Genomic DNA, 11,968 nt, shown 5'->3' on the forward strand with positions numbered 1-11,968 from the left:
AAACAAGCGCCTATCCGTTGCGGACAGGCGCTTGTTTCAGTTGGCTTGTTCGATGTCGTTTAATTGTTCGTTCGCTTTGCGGAAGTGCTCACGCACGAGATAGATGACGGTCAATCCGACCAACCACGGAATCCCGAACTTGAGCAGAATATTGAAGTCGGTGAACCATGTCGTGATCATGAGGCTGAGCAATAGTCCGGCACCGAGTAACGGCAAGAACGGGTAACCGATCATGCGGACCGGTAATTTGCGTCCTGTCCACTTTTTGCGGAAGAACAGGTGCGAGACGAATACCATGAACCATGTGAAGATGGCTCCGAACATCGAGATCCCCATGAGGAACGGATACGACGATTCCATGAACACTTGAAGCAGCGCCGCGAGAATGATTCCGCCTGTAGAGACGAGCAAGGCGGGCATTGGAATCCCGCTAGTGCTGACTTTTTTAAAGAGACGCGGAGCATCACCGGCCTCGGCGAGGGAATACATCATTCGCGTTGACGCATAGAGCTGTGCATTCATCGCCGACAAGGCAGCGATTAAGATGACGAAGTTCAAAATGCCAGCAGCGCCAGGCACGTCGAACTGTTGCATGACGAGAACGAACGGGCTTTGATCGATGCCGGCTTGCTGCCATGGGATGAGCATGAGCATGATCCCAATCGTGATGAGATAAAAGAACGTCAGACGGAACACAGTCGCGCGCAACGCTTTCGGTACGGCGCGGTCCGGGTCTTTCGCTTCGCCGGCCGTGACGGCGACGAGCTCGGTCCCGAGGAAACTGAAGAGCGAGATGAAAATCGTCACCCACATCCCGTAAAACCCGAAGGCGAAGAAACCTTCATCGCCGGTCGTGATCGATTCGATTGGTGAACCGGGTTGACCGAACAGCGTGGCGGCACCGAGGACGATAAACAGAATGATGGCCGTCACTTTGATGAACGATAACCAGTATTCGGTCGTCCCGAACGTATGGACGTGCCGGGCGTTGACGTAGATGAGCAACCCGCCGAATACGGCGACCCAGACGAATCCGTTCACGTCGGGGAACCAGTACCGCATATAGATGGCGATTGCGCTCACTTCGACGCCGATGGCGAGGACGTTGGCGACCCAGTACGAGTAACGGACCAAAAAGCCGGCGAGCGGATGGACATAGCGTTCGGCGATTGTGCCGAACGAGCCCGAGGTCGGATGGGCGACGGTCATCTCAGCGAGACAGCCCATCAATAACAGGACGATGAAGGCTCCGATGGCGTAACTGACGAGCACACTCGGTCCTGCCGTTTGGATAGCGAGCCCGCTTCCGAGGAAGAGGCCCGTCCCGATGGCGCTACCGAGCGAAATCATCGTCAACTGCCGCGTGGACAGTTCACGTTTTAATTTGCTAGTTTCCAAAGTCAATTCTCCTTTAGTTGAGTGAAGTGTTGTTGGGGACGACTATAGCAGACAAAAAAATCAAGTGTCAACTCGCGAAATCGCAAAAGACGGTATCGATTCGGCCGCACCTATAGAAGCAAAGTTTTTTTACATGCTTTTGTTTGACAGGAGGTTTCTCGACCTGTATAGTACGAGTTAACTTAATTGAAACGAATAAAGGCGTCGACGAAGAGAAGTAACGACGGTCCCCGTATGACAGAGAGCTGATGGTTGGTGTGAATCAGTATGCGGGACGTCGCGAATGGACTTCCGAGCTCTAAACCGAAACTTTTAGTAGGCTTTAGCGGGTCACCCACCGTTACCATGGGAAAGCGGATGTTTGTCCGTGAAGTGGGTTCTACGGAACCAACGAAGGTGGCACCACGGGGTTACTCGTCCTTCTCATAGCGCAAGCTATGAGTCGGGCGGGTGACCCTTTTTCGTTTCAACACATCATAAATCAGTGATTGAGAAGAGTAGCGTGAACAAGTCTCGTTCAGAGAGCCGGGGGTGGTGGGATCCCGGCCGAGGCCATCACGTGAATGGGCTCATGAGAGCATGGCTGAATCAAGTAGGTCATGACGGTTTCCTCCGTTATCGGGATACGATGTGATAGCATCGGAAAGTGGGATCAATCGATCCAACGAGAGGTGGCACCGCGGTCCATACCGTCCTCCATACGACAGACGTCGTATGGAGTTTTTTTATACCCAAAATGCTTGAGGAGGAACGGACATGTTAACACGACTATTGACGAACCCATTGACGACGAATGAAATGAAACTGGCAGCGGCCGAGCTGTTCCAAGCCGATGAAGCGCAAATCGCCGAGGTGTTACTCGCCATGAAAGCGCGCGGTGAGACGGCTGAGGAGATGGCCGGACTCGCTGACTATATTCGTGAGGCGGCAACGTTCCCCGAGACGACGCTCCCTGTGCTCGACGTCTGTGGCACAGGCGGTGACGGGGCGAACACGTTCAACATCAGCTCGACGGTCGCGTTCGTCTTAGCGGGGCTCAACATCCCGGTCGCCAAACATGGGAATCGCAGCGTGTCGAGCCGGTCAGGCAGTGCCGACGTCCTCGAGTCATTGAATATCCCGATCGTCCAAAGTCATGAGGCGATGCTCGCCGACCTTGAGCGGACGAACTTGAGTTTCTTGTTCGCCCAACACATCCATCCGGTCATGAAACACGTCATGCCGGTCCGGAAACGACTCGCAACGGCGACCATCTTCAATCAAATCGGCCCGTTGACGAACCCGCTCAAGCCGAAGCGGCAATTGATCGGCGTGTACCATCCATCGCTCATCGAGAAGATGGCGACGGCGATGCGCCACCTCGGCGTCGAGCGCGGAATGGTCGTCCATGGGGCCGGCGGACTCGATGAGGCGAGCTTAGCTGGTGCGAACGAGGTGTTCTTCTTTGACGGTGATCAGACGGCGCGTTACCAAGTTGACCCACGAGACGTCGGCTTGATGCGGGCGCCGCTGTCGGCGCTGCGAGGTGGTACGCCAGAAGAGAACGCCGCTACGCTCGTCGCTGTCTTGAACGGAGAGGCAGGACCAGCCCGAGACGTCGTCCTATTGAATGCGGCGCTCGCGTTATGCACATATGGCGCGACTAAGACGTTACGTGAAGGGGTGGCCGAAGCGAGCCGAAGCATCGATGAGGGCCATGCTTCCCACGTCTTGAAGCAATTACAAAAAACGGAGGTGGGCGCATGAGCTACTTGACGAAAATCATTGGAACGAAAATAGAAGAAGTTAACCAAATGCAGGACATTGCGGTTACGGCGACAACACCGATTTCGTTACAAGAACTTGTCGCTGACGGGTTCCATATCATCGCTGAAATCAAGCGAGCATCCCCGTCAAAAGGTGTGATCCGGGCCGATCTCGATGTGGTCGAACGGGCTCGTGCTTACGAACGGGCCGGTGCGACGATGATATCGGTATTGACGGATACGACGTACTTTAACGGTTCATTCGAAGATTTACGCCAAGTCGCTGCCGCTGTTGATATCCCGGTCCTCTGCAAAGACTTTATCATCGATGAACGACAGCTCGACCGGGCGAAAGTGGCAGGAGCGAGTGTAGCCTTGTTGATCGTCGCGGCGTTACATCCGACACGCCTGTACGCGTTGAAGCAATACGCGCGAACAATTGGACTTGATGTCCTCGTCGAAGTACATGATGAAGCAGAACTCCAAACAGCACTTGAAATCGGGGACGTCTTAATCGGTATCAATAACCGCAACTTGAAAACGTTCGAGGTGTCGCTTGATACGTCAATCGACTTGATGACTAAATACCCAGACGTCGCCTTCGTCAGTGAGAGCGGAGTCAGCACTGGCGAAGCCGCAAGCCGATTGCAGGCAGCGGGTGCTAAAGCCATTCTCGTCGGAGAAGCGCTTATGCGGCAAGACGACCCGACGGCGTTGATTGAGGAGTTGAAAACGTGTTCGTTAAAATATGTGGATTGAAAACAGAGGAAAGTGTGACAGCTGCGGTTGAAGCGGGCGCCGATGCAATCGGCTTCGTGTTCGCGAACAGCTCGCGCCAAGTTGATGTGACAACGGCGAAGCGGTTACGGCAGTTGATTCCGCCTCGCGTTCGTGTCGTCGGGGTATTTCTCGACCCGACGCTTGACGAGGTGGAGACGGCAATCACCTGTGGGTTGACCGATATCCAACTGCATCACCGCACGTTACCGCTCGAGATGTTTCGGCAGTTCGGGCTTCCGATTATCGAAGCAAGCACCGACACCGAGGCCGATCTCATTTTATTAGATGCACCGGTACCCGGGAGCGGGGAAACGCTCGATTGGTTACGATTAAAACGCCCGGAGCGACCGTTTTGGCTTGCAGGTGGTTTGACAGCAGGTAATGTAAAAGACGCGATTCGCCACGTTCAACCGGATGGAGTCGACGTCTCAAGCGGTGTCGAGACAGATGGAGAAAAAGATATCGATAAAATTCGCACGTTCATCACACGTGCCAAGGAGGAAACATCATGTACACACAACCAGTGAACGGGAAATTTGGCCCGTATGGAGGAAAATATATACCGGAGACGCTCATGCAAGCAGTCGAAGAGCTCGAAGTGGCTTACGAGGAAGCGAAACAAGACCCTGAATTCCAGGAACGCTTCAACGATCTCCTCAGCGAATACGTCGGTCGAGAAACGCCACTCTATTATGCGGAGAACATGAGCCGCCGCCTCGGGACGAATGTCTATTTAAAACGAGAAGATTTGAACCATACCGGTGCCCACAAAATCAACAACACGATCGGCCAGGCGCTCCTCGCCAAACGAATGGGCAAACAAAAAGTCGTCGCCGAAACAGGCGCCGGACAGCACGGGGTCGCTACGGCGACGGTATGTGCGCTGCTCAATCTCGAATGTACGATTTTCATGGGTGAGGTCGACGTCGAACGTCAAGAATTGAACGTATTTCGAATGGAGTTACTCGGTGCGAAAGTCGTTCCCGTTAAGTCGGGGAGTCGAACGTTAAAAGATGCCGTCAACGAGGCGCTCCGTTACTGGGTCAAACATGTCGATGACACGCATTACGTGATGGGGTCGGTGCTCGGACCGCACCCGTTCCCGACGATGGTCCGCGATTTCCAAAGCGTTATCGGGACAGAGACACGTCGTCAAGTGCTCGAGAAGACAGGGCGTCTCCCTGACGCGGTCGTTGCCTGTGTAGGCGGCGGTAGCAATGCGATGGGCATGTTCTATCCGTTCTTGAATGACGAAACAGTCGCCTTATACGGTGTCGAGGCAGCAGGGAGCGGTGTCGACACGGACAAGCATGCGGCAACGCTCACGAAGGGCGAGGTCGGGGTGCTTCACGGGTCGCTCATGTATGTGCTCCAGGACGCAGCCGGGCAAATCCAGGAAGCACACTCGATTTCGGCCGGACTCGACTATCCGGGTGTCGGACCAGAACACAGCTTCTTGAAAGATATCGAACGGGTCCGCTACGCGGCGGTCACGGACGAGGACGCACTCGCAGCCTGCATGTCGCTCAGCCGCCAAGAAGGGATTATTCCGGCACTTGAGTCATCGCATGCGCTCGCTTATGCGGAAACGCTCGCCCAAACGATGGACGAGGACGACGTGCTCGTCATCTGTCTATCTGGTCGCGGGGATAAGGATGTTCATACGATTCGAGAAAGGGTGACTCAATGATGAGATTAGATGAAGCGATTCGACAGCGGAGTGAAGGGACGGCGTTCGTCCCGTACATCATGGCCGGGGACGGCGGACTCGATCACTTGATTCCGACGATTGAACGGCTAGAAGCGATGGGAGCGACGGCCATCGAACTCGGAATTCCATTCTCGGATCCGGTGGCAGACGGTCCCATCATCGAGGCGGCTGGAATGCGCGCCCTCGAACAAGGTGTGACGTTGACGGACGTGTTGGACCGTTTAATAGAAGGAACGGGTCGTTTTTCGGTGCCGATCGTCTTGATGACGTACTTGAATCCGGTGTTCCGGTTCGGGGTCGAGTGTTTCTTCGAGCGGGCGGCAGCGTCTGGGGTCAGCGGCGTCATCATTCCCGATTTGCCGTTTGAAGAGAGCCTCGATTTGTTCGCTGGCATCGATCGTCACGGAGTCGCGGTCGTACCGCTCGTCACGTTGACGAGCAGTCAGACCCGCATCGACACGATTCTGGATCAGGCGGAAGGATTCGTCTATGCGGTGACGCTCAAAGGGACGACCGGGAAGACGGACGTGTTCCCGGATGAGTTACTCGAGCACTTGCGTTCGTTGACGGCACGTTCACCCGTACCGGTGCTCGCCGGTTTTGGTGTCCATCGCACCGATCAGGTCCGGACGCTCGGGTCAGCCTGTGACGGGGTCGTCGTCGGTAGTTTCATCGTCGAGGCGCTCCATGCGGGACGTGAACAGGACGTGGCCACGTTGATTGCATCGGCGCGGACGGTCAACGCAAAAAAATAAGGGTCGTGCCTCGGCACGATCCTTATTTATTCTTCGATTTCAATGGTGCGGGTGCTCGAGCCGTCATCGGCTTTCGGTACGGTCAAGTGGAGCACGCCGTCTGACAGTTTCGCTTTGATGGCATCTTCTTTCACGTTCGGTAGATAGAGTGAACGTTGCATCGATGTGACGCGGCGTTCCCGATAGACGTAGTCTTTGTCTTCTTCCCTCTCTTCACGTTGGTCGACCGAGAGGATGAGATAGTCTTTGTCGTAGCGGATGTGAATGTTATCTTTTTTGATACCTGGCATCTCGGCCTCGATGACGTATTGGCCGTCCTGGTCCCGGACGTCGAGTTTGAACGAGTCGAGGAACGACGTCGCGCCGTCTTTCGGATCGAACAGTTGATTCATCCGATCAAAGACGTCGCCGAACAAATCTTTGCGCAATCGCTCGAGCTCATTCTTCCGGAATGGCGTCAAATCGAACATACAAATTCCCCCTTCAAAAAACGGACAGAGTAGAAGTGTTGTCACTTTTACTCTGTCCGTTTTTAGCTAAGGATAAACGTAATCGACGTGACAGTTCGATGAAGAAAAGAGGATCACAATTCGACGCGCTCTAACCCGTCTTCCCCGAACTTGCGATCGAGTTGGTCATGGCGATACGTCGAGGCGAGGACGTATAACAAGTCGCCTGGCTCGATTTTTGTCTGGCCCGTCGGCGGGATGAGATAGTCTTGACGGACGATTGCATTCACGACCGTGTTCGGTGGCAAGGTGATATCGGCGAGCGTTTTTCCAATCATTGATGATTCTTCGGTCGCCACGTAAGGGACGAGCTGATGTTGCGATTGCTTGCTCGAGACGAGTGCGATCGTATAGGGCGATCGAATTTTATCCGGTCCGAGCAAATCGAGTTTCGCCGCGAGCGGTGTTAATGTCGTTCCTTGAATCAAGGCACTCGTCACGACGACGAAGAAGACGGCGTTGAAAATCAATTGGGCGTTGTCGATGCCTGCGATGAGCGGGAACGTAGCGAGGACAATCGGCACGGCGCCTTTCAGTCCGGCCCACGAGATAAACAGTTTTTCTTTGTGGGTAAACTGCATCTTAATTGTCGATAAATAGACGGCAATCGGCCGGGCGATGAACATCAGGATGAATGAAATCAATAACCCTTTCCAGATGAGCTCGGGGTCAAGCAACTGTCTCGGGAAGACAAGCAGACCGAGGATGACGAACATGATGATTTGCATGATCCAGGCCAAAGCCTTAGAGAATTGAACGATTGTCACTTCATGGGCCGTGTGCGCATTCCCAACAATCATCGCGGCGAGATAGACGGCAAGTAGTCCGCTACCGGCAAAGTAAGCAGCGACCCCATACGTCATAAAGGCCATCGAAATCATGAGGACGGCGTGCAGACCACTCGACTCGAGACGCAAATGGTTGAGCATGAGTCGGGACAAGTTTCCGAGCATGTAACCGACGAACGCGCCGACAATGATTTGCAGGATGAACATCCAAATACCGTCCCAAATCGTCGTGTCGGGTTTTAACATGAAGTCGAGGGCGAGAATCGTCAAGAACATCGCCATCGGGTCATTCGTGCCGGACTCGGCTTCGAGTGTCGAACCAACTTTCGGTGAGATATTCTTTCCTTTGAAGGCGGCGAAAACAGCAGCCGCGTCAGTAGAGCCGATAATGGCGCCAAATAGGAAAGATTCCACCCAGTCGAAGCCAAATACGAAACGAACGGCCACAGCGATGAGCCCGGTCGTCAACAGCACGCCAATCGTGGCGAGTGAAGCGGACGGGGCGAGCACGCTCCGGATTGACGACCATTTCGTCTGTAAGCCACCTTCGAACAAGATGACGACGAGGGCCGCGACCCCAATCATTTGAGCGAGGTTGGTGTCATCGAAGAAAATCAGCCCAGTAATATCGCTGCCCATCAGCATGCCGATGCCCATAAACAAAATCAGGGCAGGTAAGCCGAAACGCGTCGATACGCGAGTGGCCAACACGCCGGCGACAAGTAGCAGACCGAATAATAAAATCAAAATATCAGTACTCAAAATCGGTGCGGTCAAACACATCACTTCCTTTTTCACGTTGATATTTACATGTATTATTAAGTTCATTATACCATGAAATGGTTATGAATTAAGAAATGACGCATCGAGAATTATGCACATTGGAATAATCGGATATAGATGTGGTACAGTAGGGGCATCAAAAAGGGGGATTCACATGACTAAAATTCACGTGCTCCATGAAAACAACGAATGGACGAACCATCTCGTCCGACGACTCGAAGAATTATCATTGCCGTATGAACTGTGGCACCTCGATCAAGGGACGATCGACTTGGCGAGCGAACCGCCGGAAGGTGTGTTTTACAACCGGATGAGCGCGTCGTCGCATACGCGGGGTCACCGCTACGCGCCGGAACTGACGGAAGGGGTGCTCGCATGGCTCGAAGCGAACGGACGGACCGTCTTCAACGGGACGCGGGCGATTCGGCTCGAAGTGAGCAAGGTCAATCAGTATACGGCGCTTCAACGAGAAGGCATTCGTGTACCGAAGACAGTGGCAGCCGTCGGGAAGAAGCAAATCATCGAGGCGGCCGAGAAGCTCGGGATGACGCCGTTCATCACGAAACATAACCGAGCCGGCAAAGGACTCGGTGTTCAACTGTTCCATTCGATCGATGCGTTGAAGGCATACGTCGAGGGTCCGACGTTCGAGGAATCGATTGACGGGATAACGCTCATCCAACAATATATCGAGGCGCCCAAACCGTACATCACACGCTGTGAGTTCATCGGTGGTAAATTCGTTTACGCGGTGCGTGTCGATACGTCAGACGGTTTCGAACTCTGTCCGGCCGACGCCTGCTCGATTGAAGACCAGTTTTGCCCGGTCGGCGAGACACCACCGGCGAAGTTTGAAATCGTCGAAGGATTCAATGACCCAATCATCGGACAGTTGGAAACGTTCCTCCAGAAGAACGAGATTGCGGTCGCCGGGATTGAAATCATCGAAGACGCGGACGGGAACGTCTACGCGTATGACGTCAACACGAACACGAACTATAATTCTGACGCCGAAGCGAAAGCGGGGCAGTACGGTATGCTCGAACTTGCGACGTTCCTTGGGGACGCCTTGGCGGTCACGACGAAATAAAGACAGAAGAAAGGGTCAGGCTTTTGCCTGACCCTTTCGCTGTGTATGTTGTAATTGTTGTTCAAATCGAAGTTGGACTAGTTCTGCTGTCGGTGCCATTCGTTCGATGAACGAATCTAAACGTTTCGCAGTGTCTCGATCTGATTCCTTGAACACGCGCATCGTTGTTCACCTCATTGATCATTGTTATGTTGCTTCTACAACAATGATTCCCGAGGGCATGATAGCGTAAACCTCGATTACCCGAGGAATGTGCCGAGTTCTTCTTTTGGAAGGATGTTCCCGACATAAAAGTCGCCGAACTCGCCATATTTGGCACTGACTTCATCAAAACGCATCTCATAGACGATCTTTTTGAATTGGAGCGAGTCTTCCGCAAACAAGGTGACGCCCCACTCCCAACCGTCAAAACCGGTCGAACCGCCGATGAACTGTTGAATCTTGCCGGCGTAGCTGCGGCCGATCATGCTGTGGCGATACATGAGGTCTTTGCGCTCATCCATCGACAACGTGTACCAGTTGTCCCCGTCGCGACGAGCCTTGCTCATCGGGTAGAAGCAGATGTGGGCCGCTTTCGGGAGTGTCGGATAGAGGCGGGCCCGAATGTGAGGGTTCTCGTACGGGTCACCGTCTCCAGAACCTCGGTACATGCCGAGTTCGATGACAGACACGTATGAATAGCTTGGAATCATGTAATCGTACAATTTCGTCTTCCGAAGAGCGAGTTCGACTTGCTCGAGCTCTTTGAACGTCGGACGAAGGACCATCAAGACGACGTCCGCCTTTTGACCAAGGATCGAGTAAAAGGCATGGCTTCCTTCACCGCGTGTCTCGACCTCTTCGAGTGAGCCGAGGAAGGCGACGAACTCGTCAATCATCTCTTGACGGGCGGTTGGGTCGACTGCTTTTAAACGAGTCCAATCGATGGAGCGGAAATCATGGAGCGTATACCAACCGTCTAACGTGGCGGCTGCGTGTTGCGTTTCGGTTGTCGGTGCTGGACGTTCTGACATTAAAAAAACTCCTTTCGAGACTAGGCTTCGCTGACTATTTTACCATACACGTTTGACCGTCTGGCAAATTTGACGCCGCCGTGAGGATAGTCACACTCCGGGCGGGGTAAAGAGATAGGGAGCAAGATTTTTGAAAACGGCTTCACAATGGGCTGTATCAGTCGGAAACGGTAAACTGTTCTATTCATATAATGATTGATTTCAAGCGATTTATGACGAAATGGGCAGAATAGTTTATTTTAAAAATCGTACTGTGTATAATAAAACTCGCATATGGACGAGAGCGTCCGAGAGAGAAAAAATCCGATTTCTTCTAATCGAAAAGGAGTTCATTCACTATGAAACTATTTGACACGTTGAAACAAAAAGTCAGCCCGATTCGCCCGACCATCGTCTTCCCAGAAGGGATCGATGAGCGCGTCCTCGGTGCCGCTGTCCGTTTGAAAAATGATGGCATGGTTGAACCGATCGTCATCGGACCAAAAGCTGAACTCGAAGCGGTCGCTTCGAAGCACGGCTTTGACATCTCAGGTTTGACGCAATACGACCCAGCGACGTACGAAGACATCGATACACTCGTCGAATCGTTCGTTGAGCGCCGCAAAGGTAAAGCGACACCGGAACAGGCACGTGAATTGTTGTCGTCAGACGTGAACTACTTCGGTACGATGCTCGTCCACACAGGAAAAGCAGAAGGTCTCGTCTCAGGTGCGATGCATGCGACTGCCGATACGGTCCGTCCGGCCCTTCAAATCATCAAGATGCAAACAGGCATCAAAAAGACGTCAGGCGTCTTCATCATGGTACGTGACGACGAGCAGTACGTCTTCTCGGACTGCGCCATCAACATCGCACCGGATGCGGCTGACCTCGCCGAGAACGCCTACTTGTCAGCGTTGACAGCGAAGACGTTCGGCATCGAGCCGCAAGTCGCGCTCCTCAGCTTCTCGACAAAAGGATCAGCGAAGTCGCCAGAGACAGAAAAAGTCATCGAAGCGACACGTCTCGCCAAAGAGAAGGCGCCAAACCTTCCAATCGACGGCGAACTTCAATTCGATGCGGCGTTCGTACCGAGCGTGGCGGCGAAGAAAGCACCAGGCTCTGAAGTAGCCGGAAATGCGAACGTCTTCGTCTTCCCAAGCCTCGAAGCCGGAAACATTGGCTACAAGATGGTTCAACGTTTCGGCGGATTCGAAGCGATCGGACCAATCCTTCAAGGTCTCAACAAGCCGGTCAACGACTTGTCGCGTGGCTGTAACGAAGAGGACGTCTATAAATTGACGCTCATCACAGCGGCACAAGCCATCGACGAGCGCAACGAAGCGTAAGTCGCAGCATCCTTCCTGAGCGGAGGATGCTTTTTTTGTGGTCACATTGTAAACTATTGGAAAAGGGG

The 11,968-nt window shown here is 53.4% G+C and carries 11 protein-coding genes and 2 other annotated features; of the genes, 7 read left to right on the forward strand and 4 right to left on the reverse strand.

Translation table 11 applies throughout. The features are described from left to right. Window positions 1–36: 36 nt before the first annotated feature. Entirely contained in the window at window positions 37–1,404 is a 1,368-nt protein-coding gene (locus KNP67_RS04530) for an amino acid permease (protein ID WP_483298425.1), read from the reverse strand. A gap of 189 nt (window positions 1,405–1,593) precedes the next feature. Beyond that, window positions 1,594–1,823: a binding site (T-box leader), on the forward strand. 50 nt (window positions 1,824–1,873) lie between these two features. Further along, window positions 1,874–2,098: a binding site (T-box leader), on the forward strand. Window positions 2,099–2,154: 56 nt separating this feature from the next. Between KNP67_RS04530 and trpD the strand changes: the two genes are divergently transcribed. Genes trpD through trpA form a run of 5 tightly spaced genes read left to right on the forward strand, consistent with a single transcriptional unit; the run spans window position 2,155 to window position 6,389 of the window. Beyond that, complete coding sequence (trpD, locus tag KNP67_RS04535) at window positions 2,155–3,144, forward strand: anthranilate phosphoribosyltransferase (protein WP_214756057.1); 990 nt, start codon at window positions 2,155–2,157, stop codon at window positions 3,142–3,144. Continuing rightward, the gene (gene trpC / locus KNP67_RS04540; protein WP_214756061.1) at window positions 3,141–3,902 is read left to right on the forward strand and encodes an indole-3-glycerol phosphate synthase TrpC; all 762 of its coding nucleotides are present in this window, start codon (window positions 3,141–3,143) and stop codon (window positions 3,900–3,902) included. Before trpD ends, trpC begins: the two co-directional genes overlap by 4 nt. Next, window positions 3,878–4,450 carry a phosphoribosylanthranilate isomerase gene (locus KNP67_RS04545; protein ID WP_214756063.1) on the forward strand — a complete coding sequence of 191 codons (573 nt, stop codon included), beginning with the start codon at window positions 3,878–3,880 and terminating at the stop codon, window positions 4,448–4,450. Before trpC ends, KNP67_RS04545 begins: the two co-directional genes overlap by 25 nt. Further along, a complete protein-coding gene (gene trpB, locus KNP67_RS04550) occupies window positions 4,432–5,613 on the forward strand; it encodes a tryptophan synthase subunit beta (protein ID WP_021066001.1) in 1,182 nt (393 codons plus the stop codon). Before KNP67_RS04545 ends, trpB begins: the two co-directional genes overlap by 19 nt. Next, on the forward strand, window positions 5,613–6,389 hold the full coding sequence (gene trpA, locus KNP67_RS04555) for a tryptophan synthase subunit alpha (protein WP_029594586.1): 777 nt from the start codon (window positions 5,613–5,615) through the stop codon (window positions 6,387–6,389). Before trpB ends, trpA begins: the two co-directional genes overlap by 1 nt. 26 nt (window positions 6,390–6,415) lie before the next feature. On the opposite strand, the gene KNP67_RS04560 is transcribed toward trpA, so the two are convergent. Then, complete coding sequence (locus tag KNP67_RS04560; RefSeq protein ID WP_021066003.1) at window positions 6,416–6,859, reverse strand: Hsp20/alpha crystallin family protein; 444 nt, start codon at window positions 6,857–6,859, stop codon at window positions 6,416–6,418. Between the two features lie 113 nt (window positions 6,860–6,972). Further along, window positions 6,973–8,469 carry a potassium/proton antiporter gene (locus tag KNP67_RS04565; protein WP_029594587.1) on the reverse strand — a complete coding sequence of 499 codons (1,497 nt, stop codon included), beginning with the start codon at window positions 8,467–8,469 and terminating at the stop codon, window positions 6,973–6,975. Between the two features lie 154 nt (window positions 8,470–8,623). Between KNP67_RS04565 and KNP67_RS04570 the strand changes: the two genes are divergently transcribed. Continuing rightward, a complete protein-coding gene (locus tag KNP67_RS04570; RefSeq protein WP_029594588.1) occupies window positions 8,624–9,559 on the forward strand; it encodes an ATP-grasp domain-containing protein in 936 nt (311 codons plus the stop codon). 239 nt (window positions 9,560–9,798) lie between these two features. On the opposite strand, the gene hemQ is transcribed toward KNP67_RS04570, so the two are convergent. Beyond that, a complete protein-coding gene (gene hemQ, locus KNP67_RS04575) occupies window positions 9,799–10,572 on the reverse strand; it encodes a hydrogen peroxide-dependent heme synthase (RefSeq protein ID WP_021066007.1) in 774 nt (257 codons plus the stop codon). Between the two features lie 338 nt (window positions 10,573–10,910). Between hemQ and pta the strand changes: the two genes are divergently transcribed. Beyond that, window positions 10,911–11,900, forward strand: coding sequence for a phosphate acetyltransferase (gene pta / locus KNP67_RS04580; RefSeq protein ID WP_029594589.1), 990 nt, complete (start codon window positions 10,911–10,913; stop codon window positions 11,898–11,900). The last annotated feature ends 68 nt before the right edge of the window (window positions 11,901–11,968 follow it).

The sequence above is a fragment of the Exiguobacterium sp. s157 genome (assembly GCF_018618205.1).
GTDB lineage: Bacteria > Bacillota > Bacilli > Exiguobacteriales > Exiguobacteriaceae > Exiguobacterium > Exiguobacterium chiriqhucha.